Genomic DNA, 22,609 nt, shown 5'->3' on the forward strand with positions numbered 1-22,609 from the left:
CTACCGCGTCGACGCCAGACGAGGTCCGCTCCATGCCGCATCCGCACGACGACGACAACGCCGGAGCCCGCGATGGCCGCTGAGCGCTGGGACGGACTGCTCACTGGGGCGCGCCTGGCCACGCTGGACGCGGCGACCGACGATGGCGGCTCCGCTGCGGCTCCGTCGGACGACAGGGATGGCGCGTCACGATACGGGCTGATCGAAGCCGGCGCGCTGGGCTGGCGCGACGGCCGCATCGTCTTCGCCGGCCGCATGGACGCCCTGCCCGCCGCGCCCGCCGACCTGGCGGCCGCCGTGATCGATGCCGGCGGCGACCTGGTCACGCCGGGCCTGGTCGACTGCCACACCCACCTCGTGTTCGCCGGCGACCGCGCATCCGAATTCGAGCAGCGCCTGACCGGCGCCAGCTACGAGGACATCGCGCGCGCCGGCGGCGGCATCGTGTCCACGGTGCGCGCCACCCGCGCCGCGTCGGAAGACGAGCTGCTGGCGCAGTCGCTGCCGCGCGCACGCGCGCTCGTCGCCGACGGCGTGACCACGCTCGAGGTGAAGTCGGGCTACGGCCTGGACTTCGCCAACGAGCGCAAGATGCTGCGCGTGGCGCGCGCGCTCGGTGACGCGCTCGGCGTCCCGGTGCGCACCACCTTCCTCGGCGCGCATGCGCTGCCGCCGGAGTTCGCGGGCGATGCCGACGGCTATATCGATGCGGTCTGCGACTGGCTGCCGCGCCTGCACGCCGAAGGCCTGGTCGACGCGGTCGACGCGTTCTGCGAGCGCATCGGCTTCACCGGCACGCAGACCCGCCGCGTGTTCGAAGCCGCACGCGCACTCGGCCTGCCGGTGAAGCTGCATGCCGACCAGCTCAGCGACGGCGACGGCGCGGCGCTGGTGGCGGAGTTCGGCGGACTTTCGGCCGACCACGTCGAACACACGTCGGCCGCCGGCGTGCGCGCGATGGCCGCGGCCGGCACCGTCGCGGTGCTGCTGCCGGGCGCCTTCCACGTGCTGCGCGAGACGACGCTGCCGCCGATCGACGCCTTCCGCGAGGCCGGCGTGGCCATGGCCGTGGCCACCGACTGCAACCCCGGCACCTCGCCGCTGATGTCGCTGCGCCAGGGCATGCAGCTGGCCTGCACGCACTTCCGCCTGACGCCTGCCGAAGCGCTGCGCGGCGCCACCGTGCACGGCGCGCGCGCGCTGGGGCTGGGCGATCGCGGCGTGCTGCGCACCGGATTGCGCGCCGACTTCGTGCGCTGGCGCGTGCGCGAGCCGGCGGCGCTGTGCTACTGGCTGGGTGGCGACCTGGTCGCCTCCGTCCATTGCGGCGGGCGCAGGGTGGTTTGATGGCGCGGGCCATGGCCTTCATCCGGTGAGGGGCGGTCGCAGCTGTAGCTGCTCCTACAGTGGAGTGTCGAGGTGTTTCCTGTAGGAGCAGCTACAGCTGCGACCCGCCCCCAATTCCCGCCATCCGCCATCCGCCACAGTCAACCATCAACCCCACAGGACCGCCCGATGCCAAGCCCCCAGCACCGCCACGCCCTCGCCTGCGCCTTCGCGCTCGCACTCGCCGCCCCCGCCGCCGCGCTGGCCCAGGCCACCGACGCGGCCCGTGCGCTGGCCGCCGACGCGCTGATCGTCGACACCCACATCGACGCGCCGGGCGTGCTGGTCTCGAGCTGGGCCGACCTCGGCGGGCCGGCGCCCGACCGCGAATTCGACTATCCGCGCGCGCGCGAAGGCGGCCTGGACATCGCCTTCATGTCGATCTACACCTCCGCGCGCCAGGACGAGGCCGGCAGCGCCTGGCAGGCCGCCAACGCGCAGATCGACGCGATCGAGGCGCTGGTCGCGCGCCATCCCGACCGCTTCGCCATCCTGACCTCGCCCACCGACGCGCAGCGCCTGCTCGAAGGCGGCCGCGTGCTGCTGCCGCTGGGCATGGAGAACGGCGGCCCGATCGGCGACGACCTCGCGCAGCTGGCGTTCTTCCACCAGCGTGGCGTCCGCTACATCACCCTCGCGCACAGCGGCAACAACCGCATCGCCGACTCCTCGTACACGGTGGAGAAGCGCTGGAACGGCCTGAGCCCCTTCGGCCGCGAGGTGATCGCCGAAATGAACCGGCTCGGCATCATGGTCGACGTCTCGCACATCTCCGACGAGGCCACGCGCCAGGCGATCGAACTGAGTACCGTGCCGGTGATCGCCAGCCACTCGGCGCTGCGCCACTTCACGCCGGACTTCGAGCGCAACCTGAGCGACGAACTCGCGAAGCTGATCGCGGCCAAGGGCGGCGTGGTGCAGATCCCGTTCGGCACCGCGTTCGTCAACCCGCAGGCCGCGGCCAACACCCGCGACTGGTTCCGCGAATCGCTGGCCTTCGACCGCCGCAGCGCGGAACGCGTCGCCGCCGGCGAGCCGCCGCTGGACCGCAAGGCCTTCGAGGCGCAGTGGGAGAAGGACCACCCGAAGGTGGAAGCGCCGATCAGCGACGTGCTCGACCAGATCGACTACGCGGTGAAGCTCATCGGCGTCGACCACGTCGGCATCGGCTCGGATTTCGACGGCGTCGACGGCGAGCTGCCCGAGGGCCTGCGCACGGTGGCCGACTTCCCCAACTTCATCGCCGGCCTGCAGGCACGCGGGCATTCCGACGAAGACATCCGCAAGATCCTCGGCGGCAACCTGATGCGGGTCTGGGCCGAGATCGAGGCCGGCGCGAAGCGCTGACCGCGACCACCGCCCCTGATTCCCTGATTCCCTGATTCCCTGATTCCTGTAGGAGCAGCTACAGCGACCGGGGCCGCGGAGAATGCCGGTCGCAGCTGTAGCTGCTCCTACAGAGGCGAGGGGGATCCAGGGGCGAGGGAGATCCGGGCATTGGAGGGTTCGAGGCCCGGATGGATTCCGGCCCCGGAAACGACGAAGCCCCGCTGGTCGCGGGGCTTCGCAGGTGACGCTGGCAGCCGGGACTCAGTCCTTGGCGACGGTCTTCTTGGCCACGACCTTCTTGGCCGGCGCCTTGGCCACGGTCTTCGCGGCGGCCTTCTTCGCGACCGGCGAAGCGGCCGAGCCGGTCGCCTTGTCGGTGGCCTTGCTGCGGGCGTTGCCGTAGCTGGAGTTGTAGCGCTTGCCCTTGGCCGTCTTGCGGTCGCCCTTGCCCATCTGATGCTCCTGGATTCGTATCGTTCGGTGGGCGCGCCCTTGCACGCCACAGGGCGCGCATCCTAGCACGGGCGCGGGTTTCACGCCGGCGGGCACGCCGCCGCGGCGTGGGTCAGGCGCAGGTTCAGCAGGTGCGCGCCGGCGATCATCAGCCCGCCCACGGTCATCAGCCCGGCGTGCAGCGGCCCATGGTCGTGCAGCGGGCTGAAGGCACCCACCCAGACCAGTACCAGACCCGGAAGCAGCAGCATCCAGGCGCGGAAGGCGCGATGGCGGCGCCAGCCGATGGCCAGCGTGGTGCAGCCGAGCAGGGTCGCGAACACGGTGACCGCCTGGTCGATGTCGACCCAGCCGCCGACGGACAGCCCCAGCGTCGGCATCAGCGCCAGCGCCAGCGGCAGCAGCGCGCAGTGCAGCGCGCACAGGAAGGACGCCGCGAAACCGATCCGGTCGGCCCTGTCGAGCTTGCAGTCTGTAGCCATGTAATTGGTTGGGTGGCGTCGAAGTTGAAACAATATAACATTCCATCCGAACCCATGCACGTGATTCCGATGCCTTCTTCATTCCCGCCCCGCCCCGCCCTGCTCGCCACCGCCCTGCTGCTCGCCCTGTCCACCCCGCCCGCGATCGCGCAGGACGCCGGGGACGCGGCCGGGCACGCCCATGACCATGACTACGAACACGGCGTCACCGACCTGGATGCCCTCACCGTCCGCGCCAATCCCCTCGCCCGCACCGCCGAAGACCTGGCCCGCCCGGTGGCCGTGCTGGCCGGCGAACGCCTGGACGAAGCCAAGGCCGGGTCGATCGGCGAAACCGTCTCGCGCCTGCCCGGGGTGCAGTCCTCGTTCTTCGGCGCCGGCGTCGGCCGGCCGATCATCCGCGGCCTCGAGGGCGCACGCGTGCAGGTACTGAGCGACGGACTGGCCGCCGGCGACGTGTCGACGGTCAGCGTCGACCACGCGGTCAGCATCGAGCCCTTCCTCGCCACCCAGATCGAAGTGCTGAAGGGACCGGCCAGCCTGCTGTACGGCAATGGCGCCATCGGCGGTGCGGTCAACGTGGTCGACGGGCGCATTCCCGAGGCCGCCACGTCGCGCCCGCTGGAAGGCCGCGCCGAGCTGCGCGCCGGCAGCGTCAACGACGAGCGCACCGGCATGGTGCGGCTGGACGGCACTTCGGCGTCCGGACGGCTCGTGTTCCACATCGACGCCCTGCACCGCGAAACCGGCGACATCGACATCCCCGGCTACGCCGAAAGCGCGGTGCTGCGCGATGCCCACGGCCATGACGACCACGATCATGACCATGACCATGACCACGACGAAGGCGACCACGAGGACGCGCGCGGCACCCTGCCCAACAGCTTCGTGCGCACCGACAGCGGCGCCCTGGGCCTGTCCTGGGTGGGCGACAGGGGCTTCATCGGCATCGGCCAGAGCCTGTTCAACACGCGCTACGGCGTGCCCGGCCACGTGCATGCCGAAGACGACCACGGGCACGGGCACGGTCACGACCATGGCCATGACCATGGCGAGCACGAGGGCGACGACCACGGCGGCGTCCACATCGTGATGGACCAGCGTCGCACGGAGCTGCGCGGCGGCCTCGACGACCTCGGTCCGTTCCAGAGCCTGCGCGCCCGCGTCGCGCATACCGACTACACCCACACCGAATACGAAGGCGCCGCCGTCGGCACCGTGTTCGACAACGAAACGGTGGAAGGCCGGCTGGAGCTGGCGCACCGGCCGCTCGGCGGCTGGGAGGGCGCGTTGGGCCTGCAGTGGTCGCAGCGCGATTTCGCCGCCGTGGGCGCGGAGGCTTTCGTGCCGGATTCGGAGTCGCGCGATGCCGGCCTGTTCTGGATCGGCGAGCGCGACTTCGGGGCGGCCAGCCTCGAGCTCGGCCTGCGCCACGACCGCAACGCCATCGACATCGCGGCCGACGCCGGCCCATCGCGCGACTTCAGCACCACCAGCCTGTCGCTGGCCTCGCGCTGGGACCTCTCGCCTGACGTCCACCTCTCGTTCGGGCTCGACCGCGCGCAGCGCTCGCCCACGGCGGAGGAGCTGTATTCCAGCGGCCTGCACGTGGCGACGCAGAGCCACGAGCTCGGCGACCCCACGCTCGACGTCGAAACCGCGAACCGCGCCGAGATCGGCCTGCACTGGCACCAGGGGCCGCTGCGCGTGGGCGCCTCGCTGTACCACGTGCGCTACCGCGACTTCATCTACCTGGCCGACACCGGGATCGTCGACGGCGGGTTCGACGTGCGGGCCTGGAACCAGGCCGATGCGCGCTTCACCGGCGGCGAGGTCGAGGCGGAATGGACCTTCATCGACAACGACAGCGGCGCCTGGACCGCGCGTGTGTTCGGCGACGTCGTCCGCGGCCGGCTGGATGGCGACGGCACGCGCACGGTGGACGTGTCGGTGCCGCATGGCGACCACGGCCATGACTACGTAGCGGAGCTGGCGCTGGATGGCCACCTGCCGCGCATCGCACCCGCACGCCTGGGCGCGGAGCTGCGCTGGGCCGGGGACCACTGGCGTGCCGGGCTCGGCGCGGTGCGCCATGCCCGCCAGGACGACGTGGCGGCGCATGAGACGGCCACCCCCGGCTACACCCTGGTGCACGCGAACGTCGCCTGGCACATGGATACCGCCAAGGGCAACGCGGTCGAGCTGTTCCTCAACGGCAGCAACCTGCTCGACGAGGAGGCGCGCGTGCACACCTCGTTCCTGAAGGACCTGGCGCCGCAGGCGGGCCGAGGCGTGAGCGCCGGCGTGCGGATCCTGTTCTAGCCCGCGTCCGGGCGGGCCCACCGTGGCCCTCCCGGCGCTGATGTCCGAAAACGGCCAGTCAATGGCCCCGGACCGGTGCTAGCCTCGCTGCATGTCCCGGCCCGCCCTGCCACCGCCCGACACCTGCGACCAGGCGCGCCGGAGCCGCGATCCGCGCTTCGACGGGCTGTTCTTCACCGCGGTGCACAGCACCCGCATCTACTGCCGCCCGGTGTGCCCGGCGCCGTACGCGAAGCGCGTGAGCTACTACGCCAACGCCGCCGCCGCGGAGGCCGCCGGCTACCGGCCCTGCCTGCGCTGCCGGCCCGAGCTGTCGCCGTCCGACGGTACCTGGCGCCGCGGCGACGCCGCGATCGCGCGTGCGCTGACCCTGATCGACCAGGGCGCGCTGGCCGATGCACCGCTGTCACGGCTGGCCGCGCGCGTCGGCCTCGGCGAACGCCAGCTGCGCCGGCTGTTCGTGGAGCGCCTGGGCGCGCCGCCGGTCGGCGTACACGGCACGCGTCGCCTGCTGTTCGCGAAGCAGCTGCTCACCGAAACCGCGCTGCCGGTCACCGAGGTCGCGATGGCCGCGGGCTTCGGCAGCCTGCGTCGCTTCAACGCCGCGTTCCAGGACGCCTACCGCATGCCGCCGCGCGACCTGCGCCGGCAGCCGGGCGTGGCCGCGCGCGCCGACGGCGACACGCTCACGCTGCGGCTGGGCTATCGCCCGCCCTACGATTTCGCCGCGATGCTCGACTTCCTGCGCGGCCGCGCCCTGCCCGGCGTCGAACGCGTGGACGATGCGGCCTACGCTCGCGTCATCGCCGGCCCCGACGGCGCCCACGGCTGGCTGCGCGTCTCGCCCTGGCCGGGCGAGCACGCGCTGAGGCTGGAGCTGCACGCCGTGCCGGCCGCGCGCCTGCTGGACGTGGTGCAGCGGCTGCGGCGGATGTTCGACCTCGACGCCGACCCGCAGGTGATCGCCGACGCGCTGTCCGCCGATCCGCGCCTGCGGCCGCTGCTCGCGCTGCGCCCCGGCCTGCGCCTGCCGAGCGGCTGGGACGGCTTCGAGATCGCGGTGCGCGCGGTGCTGGGCCAGCAGGTCAGCGTCGCGGCCGCGCGCACCCTGGCCACGCGGCTGTCGCAGCGCTTCGGCGAGCGGCTGCCGGAACCCTTCGGCGACGGACTCGAGCACCTGTTCCCGACGCCGGAGTCGCTGGCCGGGGCCGACCTCGAGCCGATCGGCCTCACCCGCGCGCGCGCCGCGACCGTCCGCGGCGTCGCGGCCGCGCTGCTGGACGGGCGCGTCGATTTCAGGCCGGAGCATGGGCTCGATGAATTCGCGGCGCGCTGGGTGGCGCTGCCCGGCATCGGCCCGTGGACGGCGCAGTACATCGCCATGCGCGCGCTCGGGCATCCGGACGCGTTCCCGTTCGGCGACCTCGTGCTGCGCAAGGCACTCGCGGACGGCGGCGCCGCGCCGACGGAGAAGGCCACCGCAGCACGCGCCGAGCGCTGGCGCCCGTGGCGCGCCTACGCGGTGATCCACCTCTGGAAAGACTTCATGCGAGGAACAACCTGATGGGCAGCATCCGCTTCATGCACATGCCGACGCCGATCGGCGTCCTGACCCTGGCTGCCGACGACGACGGCCTGCGCCGCATCGACTTCCCGCCGCCGCGAACGCCACCAGCCGGCGAGGACTGGACCGAAGGCGACAGCGAGGTGCTGCGCGAGACCCGCTGCCAGCTCGAGGACTACTTCGCCGGCGAACGCCGCGACTTCGACCTGCCGCTGTCGCCTGACGGCACGGAGTTCCAGCGCGAGGTCTGGCTGACGCTGGCGCACATTCCCTACGGCGAGACCTGGAGCTATCGCGACCTCGCGCAGCGCATCGGCCGGCCCTCGGCCACGCGCGCCGTGGGCGCCGCGAACGGCCGCAATCCGCTGCCGATCGTGCTGCCCTGCCACCGGGTGATCGGCGCCGACGGTTCGCTGACGGGTTTCGGCGGCGGGCTGCCGACGAAGGCCTTCCTGCTGCGGCTGGAGGGCGCGCTTCCCGGCGGCACCGGGCCCCTGTTCCAGGCCTGAGTCGTTTCCCGGCGCGGCACCGGCCGCTGCATCCCGCCGCGCGGCGGGATTCAGCCGCTGGCGGACGTCCCGGCCGCGCAGTCCGCGCAGGTGCCGTGCACTTCCAGCGTCTGCGCCCGCGGCCGGAACCCCAGCGCGCGCGCGCGTTCGTCCAGCGCGGCCACGATCTTGCTGTCCTCCAGCTCCACCGCCGCGTGGCAGGCATCGCAGATCAGGAACGGCACCGAGTGCTGCGCAGTGCTCGGATGGTGGCAGGCGACGAAGGCGTTGACCGACTGCAGCTTGTGGATGAAGCCGTTGGCGAGCAGGAAGTCGAGCGCGCGGTACACCGTCGGCGGCCCCGCCGCGCCCGGGCCGTCGCCGCCGCGGACGCGGTCGAGCAGGTCGTAGGCCTTGAGCGGCTGCCCGGCGTCCGCGATCAGGCCCAGCACGTGCGCGCGGATGGGGGTCAGGCGCAGCCCGCGGTCCCGGCAGGCACGCTCCACCGCGGCCACGAAGGCGGGACCGTCGTGGACGTGGTGCTTGGGATCGGTGCAGGCATGCGCGGCCATGCCCCGATGATGGTGGCGATCGACCGGCGACTCAAGCCGCGGGGATGAGCGCGATGGCGGCGTCGATGCGGCCGAGCGCTTCATCGCGTCCGGCCAGGTACACCGTGTGCGCGATGTCGGGGCTCACCTGGGTGCCGGTGATCGCCACGCGCAGCGGCTGCGCGACCTTGCCCATGCCCAGGCCGAGCGTTTCGGCGGTGGCCTGCAGGGCGGCCGCGATCGCGTCGACGGTCCACTCCGGCAGCGCATCCAGGCGATGGCGCGCCTCGGCCAGCGGTGCCTTCGCCTCGGGCTTGAGATGCTTGGCGACGGCCTTGTCGTCGTACTCCGTCAGCGGCTGGAACCACACCGCCGCGCGCTCGGCCATGTCCTTCAGCGTCTGCACGCGATCGCGCAGGGCGAGCACCACGTCGGCCGGCGCCGGGCCGGCGGCGAGGTCGTAGCCGGCTTCGCGCAGGTGCCATTCGAAATGCTTCGCCACGTCGCCAGGCGCGTCCTCCTTGAGGTACTGCTGGTTGAGCCAGCCCAGCTTGGCCATGTCCAGGCGCGAGGCCTTGGCATTGACGTCCTTGAGGTCGAACAGCGACTTCATCTCCTCGATCGAGAAGATCTCCTGGTCGCCGTGCGACCAGCCCAGGCGCACCAGATAGTTCAGCAGCGCGTGCGGCAGGTAGCCGGCGTCGCGGTACTGCATGACGTCGGCCGCGCCGGTGCGCTTGCTGAGCTTGGCGCCCTGCTCGTCCAGGATCATCGGCAGGTGCGAGAACGCCGGCACCTCGGCGCCCAGCGCGCGGTAGATGTTGATCTGGCGCGGGGTGTTGTTGACGTGGTCGTCGCCGCGGACGACGTCGGTGATGCCCATGTCGAGGTCGTCGACGACCACGGCGAAGTTGTAGGTCGGGTAGCCGTCGGGGCGGAAGATGACGAGGTCGTCGAGCTCGGTGTTGCTGATCTCGATGCGGCCCTTGACCTTGTCGTCCCAGGCGACGACGCCGTCGAGCGGGTTCTTCAGGCGGATCACGCGGTTGGGGTCGTCGCGGTACGGCGCGCCCTGGTCGCGGTAGGCGCCGTTGTAGCGCGGCTTCTCGCCCTTGGCCATGGCGGCTTCGCGCATGGCGTCGAGCTCGTCCTTCGACTCGTAGGCGTAGTAGGCCTGGCCGGACGCGACCAGCTGCTCGGCGACCTCGCGATAACGCTCGACGCGCGCGGTCTGGTAGATCGGGCCCTCGTCGTAGTCGAGGCCCAGCCAGTCCATGGCCTCGAGGATGGCGTCGATCGCGGCTTGGGTGCTGCGCTCGCGGTCGGTGTCCTCGATGCGCAGGATGAACTGGCCGCCGCGGCGGCGCGCCTCGAGCCAGCAGTACAGCGCGGTACGGGCGCCGCCGATGTGCAGGTAGCCGGTGGGGCTGGGGGCGAAGCGGGTGCGGACGGTCATGGGGTGTTCGGTGCTGGCCAGGTGACCGGCGATTCTAGCGTTTCGGCGCCACCGGCCGCCCGCTGCTTACAATCCGGGAATGACCACGCTTTTCATATCCGACCTGCACCTCGATCCTGAACGACCAAACATCACCCGCCTGTTCGGCGAATTCATCGACCGCGAGGCGCGCGGCGCGGAGGCGCTCTACATCCTTGGCGATCTGTTCGAGGCCTGGGTGGGCGATGACGATCCGTCGGAAACCGGAGCGTTCGTCGCAACGAAGCTGAAGGCGCTGGCCGATAGCGGCGTGCCGGTGTTGTTCATGCACGGCAACCGCGACTTCCTGGTCGGCAAAGCTTTCGCGCAGCGCGCCGGGATGAGGCTGCTGGCCGATCCGGCGCGGATCGACCTGCATGGGCGGCCGGCGCTGCTGATGCACGGCGACACCCTGTGCACCGATGACGTCGCCTACCAGCAGTTCCGCACGCAGACGCGCGATCCGCGCTGGCAGGCACAGTTCCTCGCCCAGCCGCTGGCCGCGCGGCTGGCCTTCGCACAGCAGGCCCGCGCGGCCAGCCAGGCGCGGCAGGGCGAGCTGCGCGATGCGGGGACGATGGAGACGATCACCGACGCGGCACCGGCGGCGGTGCAGGCGGTGTTCCGGGAGCACGACGTGGACCTGCTGATCCACGGCCACACCCACCGGCCGGCCGTGCACACGCTCGACGTCGATGGTCGCGCCCGCAAGCGGGTGGTGCTGGGCGACTGGTACGAGCAGGGGTCGGTGCTGCGGGTGGATGCAGCGGGAATGCGGCTGGAAGGCCTCGCCCCCCTGCAGGAGCAGCTGTAGGAGCAGCTACAGCTGCGACCACGGGACCCGGCGGCGGCGTGGTCGCAGCTGTAGCTGCTCCTACGGGGAGGGGCTGGGCTGCGGATGCAGGCCTGGGCTCAGGCAGACAGCTGCTGCAGCGCCGCCAGCTCGTCCTCGCTGAAGCCCGCCGCACTCCGCGCATCGACGTTGAACGGCCCGTGCAGCACCGCGCGCGCGTACTCGGCCAGCAGTTCCCGGAACTTCGGCTCGGGGTCGATGCCGCGGCGCTCGCAGTGCCAGCGGAACCAGCGGCTGCCGGCGGCGACGTGCGGGACCTCCTCGCACAGGATCACCTCCAGGATGTCCGCAGTGGCGTCGTCGCCCAGCGCGCGCAGCTTCACGATCATCCCGGGGGTCACGTCCAGGCCGCGCGCCTCCAGCACCCGTGGCACCAGCGCCATGCGCGCCAGGCCGTCGTGCGCGGTCTTCTCGCACATCTCCCAGAGGCCGTTGTGGGCGTCGAAGTCGCCGTAGGCATGGCCCAGCTCCGCCAGCCGCGCGCGCAGCATCCCGAAGTGGCGCGCCTCGTCGTTCGCGATCCGCACCCAGTCGGCGTAGTACTCCGCCGGCATGTCGCGGAAGCGATAGACCGCATCCCAGGCCAGATCGATGGCGTTGAGCTCGATGTGGACGATGGCGTGGATGAAGGCCGCGCGGCCCTCGGTGCTGCCGAAGCCGCGGCGCGGCAGCTCGCGCGGATGCACCAGACGCGGGCGCTCCGGGCGGCCCGGCATGCGGATCGGCTCCGGCGGCGGCGCGCCGGCATCGGTCACCAGCAGGCCCTGGTCAAACGCGAGCGCGGCGGCGTGCGTGGCCGCGACCTTGTCGTCCGGGGACGCCGCGGCAAGGCAGTCGCGCGCGGCGTCGAACAGCGAGCCGGCCACGCGCTCAGGCGCCCGCGCGGCGCTTCTTCTTCGCCTCGTCTGAGCGCAGCTGGCGCAGGCGCTCGAAGTAGCCGGGATCGATCCCGGTCACGTACTCGCCGCTGAAGCAGGAGCTGTCGAAGGTCTTGCCGGGGAACTTGTGCCCGGCCACGGCCGCCTCGAGGTCGGCCAGGTCCTGGTAGACCAGCCAGTCGCAGCCCAGCAGGGCCTCGATCTCCTGCTCGCTGCGGCCGTTCGCGACCAGCTCCTCGACCGACGGCATGTCGATGCCGTAGATGTTGGGATGCCGCACCGGCGGCGCAGCCGAGGCCAGGTAGACCTTGCGCGCGCCGGCGTCGCGGGCCATCTGCACGATCTGCTTCGAGGTGGTGCCGCGCACGATCGAGTCGTCCACCAGCAGCACCACGCGGTTGCGGAACTCCAGCGGGATCGGGTTGAGCTTGCGCTTGACCGACTTCGCGCGCTCGCCCTGCCCCGGCATGATGAAGGTGCGGCCGACGTAGCGGTTCTTGACGAAGCCCTCGCGGTACTTCACGCCCAGCACGTTGGCCAGCTCCATCGCCGAGTCGCGCGAGGTGTCGGGGATCGGGATCACCACGTCGATGTCGTGGTCCGGGCGCTCGCGCAGGATCTTCTCGCCCAGGGTCACGCCCATGCGCATGCGCGCCTTGTGCACCGAGATGTTCTCGATCATCGAGTCCGGGCGCGCGAAATAGACGTACTCGAAGATGCAGGGCGCGCTGTCCGAAGGCTCCGCGCACTGGCGCGCATGCAGCTCGCCGCGCGCGGTGATGACGATGCCTTCGCCCGGTGCGACGTCGCGCATGCGCTCGAAGCCGAGGATGTCCAGCGCCACCGATTCCGAGGCCACCGCGTACTCGGTGCCGGCGTCGGTCTCGCGCCGTCCCAGCACCAGCGGTCGGATGCCGTTGGGATCGCGGAACGCGACCAGGCCCAGGCCCAGCACCAGCGCGACCGCGGCATAGCCGCCGCGCGCGCGCCGGTGCACGCCTTCGACCGCGTTGAGCGCGGCATCGGGCGTCAGCCCGCGCTGGCCGTCGAGCTCGTGCGCGAAGACGTTGAGCAGCACCTCCGAGTCGGACTCGGTGTTGATGTTGCGGCGGTCGGTCTCGAAGATTTCCTGGCGCAGCGCGTCGGTGTTGATGAGGTTGCCGTTGTGCGCCAGCGCGATGCCGTAGGGCGAGTTGACGTAGAAGGGCTGGGCCTCGTCGTGGCCCTCGCTGCCGGCGGTGGGATAGCGGCAGTGGCCGATGCCGACGCGGCCGTCGAGCAGGGCCATGGCCTCGGCGTCGAACACGTCGCGCACCAGGCCGTTGCCCTTGTGCACGCGCAGGCGGGTGCCCTTGCCGGTGGCGATGCCGGCGGCGTCCTGCCCCCGGTGCTGCAGCACCGTCAGGCCGTCGTACAGCGCGGCTGCGACTTCAGTGGTTCCGACGATGCCGACGATGCCGCACATGGGGGTCTTTCCAGGTCAGGGTGGAGCGGAGGAATCAGGGATGCGAGCGCACGAGGCCGTCGATGCCGACGCTGGACTTCACCCGCGCCTTGAGCTGGTCGGCTTCGGCACGCGTCACCACCGGGCCGGCCTTGACGCGGGTGAGCGCGCCCTTGTCGGTCTGCACGGTCTCGGTGAAGGCGGTGATGCCGGCCGCGCGCAGGCGGTCACGCAGCGCGGTGGCATCGGCGGCGCTGCCGAACGCGCCCAGCTGCACCGCGAAGCCGGTCGACGAGGCACCGGAAGGCGCCTCGGCCGGCGCCGGCGCAGCGGCTGCGGGCGTCGCGGCGGCAGGCGCACGGGTGGGCGGCGCGGCCGCCGCGGACGTCGTGCCGCCGGACGCGGGCGCCGCGGCATCGAGCGCGACCACGGTGGCTTGCGCGCGCGAACCGATGCTGCCGGCGCGCACCCGCGCCGCTTCGGCATGGGCGCGGGTGGCATACGGGCCGATGCGCACGCGCCAGGCGTCGCGTCCGCCGACGCGGGTTTCTTCGACGTACGCGGGCAGGTTCTCCTGGCGCAGGCGGGTGACCACGGTGCCGGCGTCGCCGCGGCTGCCGTAGGCACCGAAGTTCACCGCGTAGTCGCCGCCGGCGGTCGCGGGCGGAAGGCGGGGTGCGGGCTGCGGCGCGGGTTCCGGCTTGGCAGGTTCAGGCTTGGGGGGCTCCGGCTTCGCCGCCTCGGCCGCGGCCAGCCTGGCCCGCTCGGCGGCCGCTTCGCGCGCTGCAGCGGCGGTGTCCGTCGTACGGGTGTCCCCGGGCATCGGTGCCGGTAGCGGCTGCGCCACCGCAGCGGTGTCCTGCAGCGGTGCGGTCTCGACGCCGGACGCGAGGTCGGCGGCGTCCTCGGAGACGACGTCGCCCGCGGGCTGGGCGGTCGCCGTGTCCACGGTCGCCAGGCTGCCATCGTCGGCCAGCAGGCCGGAGCTGCCGGTCGCCGCCGGCGCGACCAGCGGCAGGTCACGGGTGACGTAGTCGCCGGAGGGCGCGTCGGGCACCTGCATCGACAGGTCCGACACGCCGCTGTCGGGCGCCGGGCCCTGCACCAGCATCGGCAGGAAGATCACGGCCAGGGCGATCAATACCGCGGCGCCGATGAGGCGCTGTTTCAGTCCGGAATCCATGGGCGCTCGGGCAGCGGGAAGGCCGGGGAATTATACGGCCGCGTCGGTCGCCGCTTCTGAACCTGCGGCAGCCAGCCACGCCAGCGCCGCACCGGCGACGTGGAACGAGCCGAAGGCGAGCACGCGCCCGCCGGCGCCGGCATCGGCCAGCGCCGCGGACAGCGCCTGCTCCACGCCGGGATGGCGCGACGCGCCGGCGGCCGTGCTGCCGGCAAGCGCGGCTGCCAACGCATCGGCATCGCGGCCACGGCTGCCGGCGGCGGTGGTTCCCGCCAGATGCCAGGCGTCGACCCCGTCCGCGAGCGCCGCCACCACGCCGGCCGCGTCCTTGTCCGCGAGCGCGCCGTACACGGCCACCGTGCGCGCGGGCGCCGCCGCGCGCAGCCAGTCGGCCAGCGCGCGCGCCGCCTGGGGGTTGTGCCCGACGTCGACCAGCACCTCCACGCCCGCGTGCTCGAAGCGCTGCAGTCGCCCCGGCACCCGCGCCGCGGCCACGCCGCGCGCCCAGGCGCCATCATCGATCTCCAGGTCCAGCGCGCGCAGCGCCGCGATCGCCGCGGCGGCGTTGCGCAGCTGCGCGGGCGCCGCCAGGCCGGGCAGCGGCAGGGCCAGCTCGAATCCGGGCTCGCGCCACCACCAGCCGTCGCCATCCTTGTCGCGGCCGAAGCGGTAGTCGCTGCCGGCGCGGATCGCCGAGGCGCCGATGGCGTAGGCGTGGCCGAGCACGCTCGACGGCGGGTCGTCCTCGCCCAGCACCAGCGGCGTCCAGGCGCGGGCGATGCCGGCCTTCTCCGCGCCGATCGCCTCGCGGTCGTGGCCCAGCCAGTCCTGGTGGTCGAGGTCGACGGTGGTGATCACCGCGACGTCGGGGTCGACCAGGTTGACCGCGTCCAGGCGCCCGCCGAGCCCGACCTCGAGCACCGCCAGGTCCAGGTCCGCGCGCGCGAACAGCCACAGTGCGGCCAGGGTGCCGTACTCGAAGTAGGTCAGCGAGGTGTCGCCGCGCGCGGCCTCGACCGCCTCGAAGGCCTCCACCAGGGCGGCATCGCCGGCGTCACGGCCGTCGATGCGCACGCGTTCGTTGTAGGCCAGCAGGTGCGGCGAGGTGTAGGCGCCCACGCGCAGTCCCGAGGCGGCGGCGATGGCCTCGATGAAGGCCACCGTCGAGCCCTTGCCGTTGCTGCCGGCCACCGTCGCGACGAAGCGTGCCGGCCGGCCGAGCCCGAGCCGCGTAGCCACTTCGCCCACGCGCCCCAGCCCAAGCTCGACCTCGCGCGGATGCCGGCCCTCGATGTCGACGAGCCAGTCCTGCAGGGTTCGCGATGTCGCCATGGTTCAGAGCGCCCGGTGCACCGCTTCGCCGAACAGCAGGGTGTGGTGCGCGCAGTCGTTCAGGCGCACCACGTCCAGATGCTGCGGATCCGGACCTTCCAGCAGGTTGAGCGTCGCCGGCGCCTGCCGGAAGGTCCACAGGCGGAACAGCGGCAACCCCAGCACGCGGCACAGCAGCACGCGGTTGACCGCGTCGTGCGAGACCACCAGCAGCGTGTCCTCGGGGCCGAGACCCTCGCAGGCGGCGGCGAACGCCGGCCAGGCGCGCTCGAGCACCTGCTTCAGCGATTCGCCGCCGGGCATCTGCACCTTGTCCGGGGTATCGCGCCAGGCGGCCAGGCGTTCCGGGTCGGCTTCACGGATCTCGCTGGCGAGCTTGCCTTCCCAGCTGCCGTGGGCGATTTCCATCAGCCCCTGGTCGACCTCGAGCATGTCCGCGCGCGCCTCGCCCAGCGCCAGGCGCGCCGTGTCGTAGGCGCGCGCCAGTGGCGAGGCCACGGCGCGGTCGATGCGCACGTCGTGCAGGCGCTCGCCCAGGCGCAGCGCCTGCTTGGCGCCGGTGTCCGACAGCGGGATGTCCTCCTGCCCCTGGTAGCGGCCGGCGCGGTTCCACTCGGTCTCGCCGTGGCGGGCGAGCAGGATCCTCACCGCTTCGGCTCCAGCCCCAGTTCGGCCAGTACGCGCGGCGCCGGATAGACCTCCTGCATGATCCAGCGCATGTAGCGCTGGTCGACCGAGATCATGCGCGTCATCACCGGATCGAACACCCAGTTCGAGGCCACCGATTCCCAGTTGCCGTCGAAGGCCAGGCCGACCAGCTTGCCGTGCGCGTCGAGCACCGGCGAACCGGAGTTGCCGCCGGTGATGTCGAGGTCGGCGAGGAAGTTGACCGGCACCGACTTCAGGCGACGATCGGCCAGGCCGCCGTACTCCTTGGCAGCCACGGCGTCCAGCAGCGCCTTCGGCGCGTCGAACGGATCCTCGCCGGTGTCCTTGGCGGGAATCTCCTCGAGCACGGTGAACGCCTTCTGCGGCGTGCCGTCGAGCTTGGTGTAGGGCTTGACGTTGCCGAAGGTGATGCGCAGCGAGGAGTTGGCGTCGGGATAGACGAACTCGCCCTTGCTGGCCTTGTAGTCGGCCACCGCCTGCAGGTAGACCGGGCGCGCCAGCAGCGCGTCGCCGGCGCGGGCCTTGCGCTCGGCCTCCTGCGCCAGCAGGGTCGGCATCACCGCCACCGCGTAGCGGATCGCCGGGTCCTTGCTGGCCTCGTAGGCGCTGCGGTCGGCCTGCAGCCACTTCAGGCGCGCGTCGGTGCCGTCGGCCAGCTCGCTGCGGCCAAGGCGGTCGAGCGCGCCGTCGATGGCCTTGTCGCCGGGGCCGCCGAGCCATTCGTCCAGGGCCTCGATGCGCTGGCCCTCGGGCAGCTTCGCGTATTCGTCCAGCCAATAGCGCTGCAGGCCGCGGTCCATCTCCTTGACGTAACGACGCTCCATCTGCCGCACCGAGCCCTCCAGGGTCGGCAGGTCGCGCTCCTGGTAGCCCTGCTCGCGCTCGGCGTCGGGCTTCTCGCGCTCGATCGCCAGGCGGTAGCCGCGGATGGCGGTGGCGAGGATGCCCGTGCCGTTGAACTGGCTGAACACCAGGTCGCGGTCGCGGGTGGCGCGGCTGGCTTCGTTGAGCTCGAGCAGCTTCGCGTGCGCATCGAGCACCGGCTGGCCGGCCTCGCCCTGTTCGCGCGCCCAGGCCAGGACCGCGGCTTCCTGCTGTTCCTTGGTGGCCATGGCGTTGGTGCGCTGGAAGCCCGCGAGCTGGCTGTCGTAGTTCTTGTAGACGTTCTCCCAGCCGCGCATGGTGCTGGCGTACTTCACCTCGATGTCCGGATTGGCCTTGCCGGCCTCGGCCACCATCTTCTGCATCGCCTTGTAGTGGCGGACGATGGTCGGGTACTGCCAGTCCTGGGTGTCGCGGAACTCGCTGGCCAGCGCGTAGCGCGCGGTGCGGCCCGGGTAGCCGGCCACCATCACGAAGTCACCCTCGCGCAGCGGCTCGTCGGCGAAGCGCAGCCACTGCTTCGGCTGGTAGGGCACGTTGTCTTCCGCGAACGGCGCCGGCTTGCCGTCCTTGCCGACATAGGCGCGATAGAACGCGAAGTCGCCGGTGTGGCGCGGCCACATCCAGTTGTCGACCTCGCCGCCGTAGGCGCCGACGCTGCCCTGCGGGGCGTAGACCAGGCGCACGTCCTGGATTTCGAGGTTCCTGAACAGCCGATAGGTGTTGCCGCCGGCGAAGCTGTACAGGCGGCAGCGGTAGCCGTCCTCGGCCTCGCACGCGGCCACCAGCGACTTCTCGATCGCGTCCAGCGCCCTGGTGCGGCCCAGCGCGTCCGGCGCCGCGGCCACCGCCTGCTGCACGCGGTCGGTCACGTCCTCGATCGACTCCAGCGCGTAGATGCGCGAGGTCGGGCCGGCGCTGATCTCGTCGCCGATGGCGCCGGCGTAGAAGCCGTCGCGCATCAGGTTGTTCTCGGGCGTCGAGTTCAGCTGGATGGCGCCGTACGCGCAGTGGTGGTTCGTGGCGACCAGCCCCTGCGGCGAAACGAAGCTCGCGGTGCAGCCGCCGAGCGAGACCACCGCGCCCAGCGGGTCGCCGGTGAGGTCGGCCAGCTGCTCGGGCTTCAGCTTCAGGCCGGCGCGCTTGAGCGGCCGGGAGATCTCCGGAAGCTGCTGCGGCACCCACATGCCCTCGCCCGCGTGCGCGGGGACGGGGCTGGCGATGGCGGCCACGAAGGCGGCCGCTGCGGTGGCGAGGACGGTCTTGCCCATGTCTGGTTTCCTGGTGCGGTGTGGAAAGGGGGTCGAACGGATGGGCCGAGTCTAGCGGCCCGCGGCGGCGGCCGGCGCCGGGCCACGGTCGGCGCCGTCGAGCGGGAGGCCCATCTCGGCCAGCAGCTGCGGCGCGGGATAGACGCGGGCCATGATCCAGCGCATGTAGCGGGCATCGACGTGGATCGCGCGCTTGTAGCGCGGGTCGAACTTCCAGCTGGCGCTGACCGCCTCCCAGTTGCTGTCGAAGTTCAGCCCGATGAGGCGGCCGCGCGCGTCCATCACCGGCGAACCGGAGTTGCCGCCGGTGGTGTCGAGGTTGGTGAGGAAGTTGACGGTCTGGGTGCCCAGGCCGGGATCGGCGGTGGCGCCGAAGTCGCGCCGCGCGATCGCGTCGCGCAGCGGGCCGGGCGCATCGAACGGCGCCACGCCGGTGTGCTTTTCCACGATGCCTTCGACCGTGGTCAGCGGCGCCCAGCTGACCGCATCGCGCGGCTGCAGGCTTTCGATGCGGCCGTAGCTCACCCGCAGCGTCGAGTTGGCGTCGGGGTAGACCGCCCTGCCCTCGCTGCGTGCGTGGCCGATCATCCCGCGCATGTAGGCGGGGCGCAGGCGCAGCAGTTCGCCGGCGCGGGCCTTGTCGCCGTCTTCGAAGCGCAGCACTGCCTGCAGCAGGGTGGCGGCGGCGCGCATCAGCGGATCGGTGGAGGCCTGCACCTCGGCCGGCGCGGCCGCCAGCAGGCGCAGGCGCTCGTCCTCCGAGGCCAGCACGGTGTCCGCGTACAGCGTGTCAAGCGCCGCGTCGGCGGCCGCGGCGTCGGCGCCGAACACCTGCTCGATCTCCGGCACCCGCTGGTCGGCCGGCAGCGCGCGGTGGCGCGCCAGCAGTTCGGACAGGATCGCGCGCTCCACCTCCGGCGCGTAGCGCCGCTGGGCCTGGCGCAGCGCCGCCTCGATGCGGGCCTCGTCGCGCAGCTGGTAGCCGCCCTCGCGCTCGGCGTCGGGCTTGCCGCGCTCCAGCGCCAGGCGCTGCAGCCGCATCGCGCCGCCCAGCAGCTGGGTCTGCGCCTGCATCAGGCCGAAGAGCTGGTCGCGCTCGCGGGTGGCGCGCGCGGACGCGATCACCCGCGACGCGGCGTCGATGTCGGCGCGCGTCGCGGCCGCGTCCGGCTGGCTCGCGAGCCAGGCCGACATCGCGGCTTCCTGCCGGCGGCGCTCGGCCACCGCATCGCTGCGGCGCAGGCCGTCGAGTTCGCCCTGGGCGCGCTTGAGCGTGTTCTTGAGGCTGGCCACCTGGGCGGCGTAGCGCACCCCGGCGTCGGCGCTGCCGGCCGAGCCGCGCTCGATCGCCGCCAGCAGCGCGGACATCAGTTCCACGCGCGAGGGCAGCTGCCACTCCACCTGGTCGGCGAACTCGGCCGCGGTGCGGTGGCGGAAGGTGCGGCCGGGATAGCCGGCGAGCATGGCGAAATCGCCCTCGGCCAGCGGATCGGTCGACACCGTCAGCCACGCGGCCGGCTTGAACGGCACGTTGTCCGGCGAATACGCCGCCGGCTTCCCGTCGGGGCCGACGTAGGCACGGTAGAACGTGAAGTCGCCGCTGTGCCGCGGCCACATGAAATTGTCGATCTCGTCGCCGTAGCTGCCGATGGCGTCCGGCGGCGCGTAGACCAGGCGCACGTCGCGGATCTCGAGCTGGCGCACCAGGTGGAAGTCGGTGCCGTAGTACATGTCGACCACGCTGCAGCGGTAGCCGGGCGCTTCGGCCTCGCACTCTGCGACGGCGGCCTTGGAGGCGGCCTCGACGGCGTCGTGGTAGGCGCGGCCGGTCGCGCCACGGGCATCGGCCAGGATGCGGTCGGTGATGCGCTCGAAGCGATCGGTCACCAGCACCCGGGCGCCCGGGCCGGCGGAGAGCTCGTCGGCCATGGTCGCGGCGTTGAAGCCGTCGACGATGAGGTTGTTCTCCGGCGTCGAGTTCAGCTGGATCGCGCCGTGCGCGCAGTGGTGGTTGGTCACGACCAGCCCCTTCGGCGACACGAAGCTCGCGGTGCAGCCGCCCAGCGAGACCACGGCGCTCATCGGCGGCTTCGACAGGTCGGACAGGCTCCCGGGATCGCCCTGGAAGCCCGAGTCGCGCATCGCCGATTCGACCTCGGGCAGCTGGGACGGCAGCCACATGCCTTCGTCGGCAACGGCGGGAGCGGACAGCAGAAGGGCGGCAAGGGCGGCGGCGACGGGACTCGGGCGCATGGCGTTCCGGTTGGGCTGGACAGCCCGCGACCATAGGCCGGCGCGCTAGGCGGGCGCAAATGCCGGGGGTCACGGCCACGGGCACGGCCCCGGCCGGCGGTACAATCACGGTTTCGACCCACCTGACCGGCCCGCCCATGTCGCAGCTCCAGCAGCCCCCCCTCCCGACCACCATGAAGGCGCTGGTCAAGCGCGAGCTCGCCAAGGGCATCTGGATGGAAGAGGTCCCCGTCCCCGAGCCCGGCGCGAACGAGGTCCTGATCCGCCTCGAGAAGACCGCCATCTGCGGCACCGACCTGCACATCTACCTCTGGGACGAGTGGGCGCAGCGCACCATCCCGCAGGGCCTGACCATCGGCCACGAGTTCGTGGGCCGGGTGGTGAAGCTGGGCCCGGGCGCGACCGGCTACGAGATCGGCCAGCGCGTTTCGGCCGAAGGCCACATCGTCTGCGGCCAGTGCCGCAACTGCCGTGCCGGCAAACAGCACCTGTGCCCGAACACGGTCGGCATCGGCGTCAACCGCAACGGGGCGTTTGCCGAGTACATCGTGATGCCGGCCAGCAACCTGTGGCCGATCCCCGACCAGATCCCGAGCGAACTGGCCGCGTTCTTCGACCCCTACGGCAACGCCGCGCACTGCGCGCTGGAGTTCGACGTGGTCGGCGAGGACGTGCTGATCACCGGCGCCGGCCCGATCGGCGTGATGGCCGCGGGCATCTGCAAGCACATCGGCGCGCGCAACGTGGTGGTGACCGACGTCAACGACTTCCGCCTGAAGCTGGCCGCCGACATGGGCGCCACGCGCGTGGTCAACGTCAGCAAGACCTCGGTCAAGGACGTGATGTCCGAGCTGCACATGGACGGCTTCGACGTCGGCCTGGAAATGAGCGGCAACCCGGCCGCCTTCAACGACATGCTCGACTGCATGTACCACGGCGGCAAGGTCGCCCTGCTCGGCCTGCTGCCCAAGGGTGCGGGCATCGACTGGGACCGGGTGATCTTCAAGGGCCTGACGCTGCACGGCATCTACGGCCGGCGCATGTACGAGACCTGGTACAAGATGACGCAGCTGGTGCTGTCGGGCTTCCCGCTGCACAAGGTGCTGAGCCACCAGCTGCCGGCGGACGAGTTCCAGAAGGGGTTCGACCTGATGGAGTCCGGCAAATCAGGGAAGGTCGTCCTGAGCTGGTAAGCATCACGCGCCCCGGTTGATCCGGGGCGTTTTCTTTCGGGCTCTGTGCGGGCGAGCCGCGCGGGCTGTCGGCTGCGGGTGTGAGCGTGTCGCTGCGGGGTGGGTGTGGACCGCCGCATCAGCCATCCATGGCTGAAGCGGCTACCGCGCACATCCATGTGCGCTGTCCACACCCACCCCGCAGCAACCCGCGCCGCGTACGTGGGGCGCGCGGCTTCGTTGTCGGGGACCCATGCGGTCCGTGCTGCAGGACGCATCGGCGCAGGCCTGGCCGCTCCCATGCACTCCTGCCCGTACGGTGCCCTGCGGAAGGCCGGCCCCCGCCCTGCCGTCGACACACCCACGGACACCTCGCCCCAGCGCACGGCCGCACTTCCGTGCACGGCGCGGCGGGCATCTCGAGCTGCACGACACAGCGACGCGCACACACCCGCGCACCCGCACCACCACGCAGCACGCAGCACGCAGCACGCAGCACGCAGTAATGGTCCAGCGCAAACGCTTTTCCAAACCAGCCGAAGCCGACGACGGTGGTGCGGGAGGTGGTTGGCGGGGGGAGTGCGGAGAGTGGGCCATGGATGGCCCACGCCCCGGCTTCAGAC

18 protein-coding genes are annotated in these 22,609 nt (G+C 72.0%); 7 read left to right on the forward strand and 11 right to left on the reverse strand.

Going from position 1 to position 22,609, the window contains the following annotated elements; all coding sequences use genetic code 11:
- The first annotated feature begins 72 nt into the window (after positions 1-72).
- Together hutI and H9645_RS04065 are read left to right on the forward strand one after the other, a co-directional pair.
- Positions 73-1,347, forward strand: coding sequence for an imidazolonepropionase (hutI, locus tag H9645_RS04060; protein WP_191728398.1), 1,275 nt, complete (start codon positions 73-75; stop codon positions 1,345-1,347).
- A 168-nt stretch (positions 1,348-1,515) separates the two neighbouring features.
- A complete protein-coding gene (locus tag H9645_RS04065) occupies positions 1,516-2,733 on the forward strand; it encodes a dipeptidase (protein ID WP_191728399.1) in 1,218 nt (405 codons plus the stop codon).
- A gap of 243 nt (positions 2,734-2,976) precedes the next feature.
- Here the strand turns inward: H9645_RS04065 and H9645_RS04070 are convergent, their stop codons facing one another.
- Positions 2,977-3,168, reverse strand: coding sequence for a 30S ribosomal protein THX (locus tag H9645_RS04070; RefSeq protein WP_191728400.1), 192 nt, complete (start codon positions 3,166-3,168; stop codon positions 2,977-2,979).
- Positions 3,169-3,248: 80 nt separating this feature from the next.
- Positions 3,249-3,650, reverse strand: coding sequence for a MerC domain-containing protein (locus H9645_RS04075; RefSeq protein ID WP_191728401.1), 402 nt, complete (start codon positions 3,648-3,650; stop codon positions 3,249-3,251).
- Positions 3,651-3,719: 69 nt separating this feature from the next.
- Between H9645_RS04075 and H9645_RS04080 the strand changes: the two genes are divergently transcribed.
- From H9645_RS04080 to H9645_RS04090, 3 genes are all read left to right on the forward strand, one after another.
- Positions 3,720-5,972: a TonB-dependent receptor gene (locus H9645_RS04080; protein WP_191728402.1), complete on the forward strand. Its 2,253-nt coding sequence runs from the start codon at positions 3,720-3,722 to the stop codon at positions 5,970-5,972.
- 91 nt (positions 5,973-6,063) lie between these two features.
- Positions 6,064-7,536 carry a DNA-3-methyladenine glycosylase 2 family protein gene (locus tag H9645_RS04085; protein ID WP_191728403.1) on the forward strand — a complete coding sequence of 491 codons (1,473 nt, stop codon included), beginning with the start codon at positions 6,064-6,066 and terminating at the stop codon, positions 7,534-7,536.
- On the forward strand, positions 7,536-8,045 hold the full coding sequence (locus H9645_RS04090) for a methylated-DNA--[protein]-cysteine S-methyltransferase (RefSeq protein ID WP_191728404.1): 510 nt from the start codon (positions 7,536-7,538) through the stop codon (positions 8,043-8,045). Before H9645_RS04085 ends, H9645_RS04090 begins: the two co-directional genes overlap by 1 nt.
- 50 nt (positions 8,046-8,095) lie before the next feature.
- On the opposite strand, the gene H9645_RS04095 is transcribed toward H9645_RS04090, so the two are convergent.
- Positions 8,096-8,596, reverse strand: a complete 501-nt coding sequence (locus H9645_RS04095; protein WP_191728405.1) for a Fur family transcriptional regulator — start codon at positions 8,594-8,596, stop codon at positions 8,096-8,098.
- Positions 8,597-8,627: 31 nt separating this feature from the next.
- Positions 8,628-10,031, reverse strand: coding sequence for a glutamate--tRNA ligase (gltX, locus tag H9645_RS04100; RefSeq protein ID WP_191728406.1), 1,404 nt, complete (start codon positions 10,029-10,031; stop codon positions 8,628-8,630).
- A 79-nt stretch (positions 10,032-10,110) separates the two neighbouring features.
- On the opposite strand from gltX, the gene lpxH reads away from it, so the two are divergent.
- The gene (gene lpxH, locus H9645_RS04105) at positions 10,111-10,863 is read left to right on the forward strand and encodes a UDP-2,3-diacylglucosamine diphosphatase (protein WP_191728407.1); all 753 of its coding nucleotides are present in this window, start codon (positions 10,111-10,113) and stop codon (positions 10,861-10,863) included.
- A 98-nt stretch (positions 10,864-10,961) separates the two neighbouring features.
- Here lpxH and H9645_RS04110 read toward each other — a convergent pair whose 3' ends face one another.
- Genes H9645_RS04110 through H9645_RS04140 form a run of 7 tightly spaced genes read right to left on the reverse strand, consistent with a single transcriptional unit; the run spans position 10,962 to position 20,814 of the window.
- Positions 10,962-11,768: a ferritin-like domain-containing protein gene (locus H9645_RS04110; RefSeq protein ID WP_191728408.1), complete on the reverse strand. Its 807-nt coding sequence runs from the start codon at positions 11,766-11,768 to the stop codon at positions 10,962-10,964.
- Between the two features lie 4 nt (positions 11,769-11,772).
- A complete protein-coding gene (gene purF, locus H9645_RS04115; protein ID WP_191728409.1) occupies positions 11,773-13,245 on the reverse strand; it encodes an amidophosphoribosyltransferase in 1,473 nt (490 codons plus the stop codon).
- A gap of 34 nt (positions 13,246-13,279) precedes the next feature.
- Positions 13,280-14,407 (reverse strand): SPOR domain-containing protein, encoded by a 1,128-nt coding sequence (locus H9645_RS04120; RefSeq protein ID WP_191728410.1) that lies wholly within the window; start codon positions 14,405-14,407, stop codon positions 13,280-13,282.
- Between the two features lie 30 nt (positions 14,408-14,437).
- On the reverse strand, positions 14,438-15,739 hold the full coding sequence (folC, locus tag H9645_RS04125) for a bifunctional tetrahydrofolate synthase/dihydrofolate synthase (protein WP_191728411.1): 1,302 nt from the start codon (positions 15,737-15,739) through the stop codon (positions 14,438-14,440).
- Between the two features lie 3 nt (positions 15,740-15,742).
- Complete coding sequence (locus H9645_RS04130) at positions 15,743-16,387, reverse strand: histidine phosphatase family protein (RefSeq protein WP_191728412.1); 645 nt, start codon at positions 16,385-16,387, stop codon at positions 15,743-15,745.
- Positions 16,384-18,561 carry a S46 family peptidase gene (locus H9645_RS04135; RefSeq protein WP_191728413.1) on the reverse strand — a complete coding sequence of 726 codons (2,178 nt, stop codon included), beginning with the start codon at positions 18,559-18,561 and terminating at the stop codon, positions 16,384-16,386. Before H9645_RS04135 ends, H9645_RS04130 begins: the two co-directional genes overlap by 4 nt.
- 51 nt (positions 18,562-18,612) lie before the next feature.
- On the reverse strand, positions 18,613-20,814 hold the full coding sequence (locus tag H9645_RS04140; RefSeq protein WP_225217934.1) for a S46 family peptidase: 2,202 nt from the start codon (positions 20,812-20,814) through the stop codon (positions 18,613-18,615).
- Between the two features lie 173 nt (positions 20,815-20,987).
- Here H9645_RS04140 and tdh point away from each other — a divergent pair, with 173 nt between their 5' ends.
- Positions 20,988-22,007, forward strand: a complete 1,020-nt coding sequence (gene tdh, locus H9645_RS04145; protein ID WP_191728480.1) for an L-threonine 3-dehydrogenase — start codon at positions 20,988-20,990, stop codon at positions 22,005-22,007.
- Positions 22,008-22,609 lie beyond the last annotated feature (602 nt).

The sequence above is a fragment of the Luteimonas colneyensis genome (assembly GCF_014836665.1).
GTDB lineage: Bacteria > Pseudomonadota > Gammaproteobacteria > Xanthomonadales > Xanthomonadaceae > Luteimonas > Luteimonas colneyensis.

Bases quoted from the DNA above. Each gene is read 5' to 3' on its own strand.
- purF (WP_191728409.1), bottom strand. From the start codon at position 13,245: ATGTGCGGCATCGTCGGCATCGTCGGAACCACTGAAGTCGCAGCCGCG.
- hutI (WP_191728398.1), top strand. From the start codon at position 73: ATGGCCGCTGAGCGCTGGGACGGACTGCTCACTGGGGCGCGCCTGGCC.
- H9645_RS04120 (WP_191728410.1), bottom strand. From the start codon at position 14,407: ATGGATTCCGGACTGAAACAGCGCCTCATCGGCGCCGCGGTATTGATC.
- H9645_RS04135 (WP_191728413.1), bottom strand. From the start codon at position 18,561: ATGGGCAAGACCGTCCTCGCCACCGCAGCGGCCGCCTTCGTGGCCGCC.
- gltX (WP_191728406.1), bottom strand. From the start codon at position 10,031: ATGACCGTCCGCACCCGCTTCGCCCCCAGCCCCACCGGCTACCTGCAC.
- lpxH (WP_191728407.1), top strand. From the start codon at position 10,111: ATGACCACGCTTTTCATATCCGACCTGCACCTCGATCCTGAACGACCA.
- H9645_RS04140 (WP_225217934.1), bottom strand. From the start codon at position 20,814: ATGCGCCCGAGTCCCGTCGCCGCCGCCCTTGCCGCCCTTCTGCTGTCC.
- H9645_RS04090 (WP_191728404.1), top strand. From the start codon at position 7,536: ATGGGCAGCATCCGCTTCATGCACATGCCGACGCCGATCGGCGTCCTG.
- H9645_RS04095 (WP_191728405.1), bottom strand. From the start codon at position 8,596: ATGGCCGCGCATGCCTGCACCGATCCCAAGCACCACGTCCACGACGGT.
- folC (WP_191728411.1), bottom strand. From the start codon at position 15,739: ATGGCGACATCGCGAACCCTGCAGGACTGGCTCGTCGACATCGAGGGC.
- H9645_RS04080 (WP_191728402.1), top strand. From the start codon at position 3,720: ATGCCTTCTTCATTCCCGCCCCGCCCCGCCCTGCTCGCCACCGCCCTG.
- H9645_RS04070 (WP_191728400.1), bottom strand. From the start codon at position 3,168: ATGGGCAAGGGCGACCGCAAGACGGCCAAGGGCAAGCGCTACAACTCC.
- H9645_RS04065 (WP_191728399.1), top strand. From the start codon at position 1,516: ATGCCAAGCCCCCAGCACCGCCACGCCCTCGCCTGCGCCTTCGCGCTC.
- tdh (WP_191728480.1), top strand. From the start codon at position 20,988: ATGAAGGCGCTGGTCAAGCGCGAGCTCGCCAAGGGCATCTGGATGGAA.
- H9645_RS04085 (WP_191728403.1), top strand. From the start codon at position 6,064: ATGTCCCGGCCCGCCCTGCCACCGCCCGACACCTGCGACCAGGCGCGC.
- H9645_RS04075 (WP_191728401.1), bottom strand. From the start codon at position 3,650: ATGGCTACAGACTGCAAGCTCGACAGGGCCGACCGGATCGGTTTCGCG.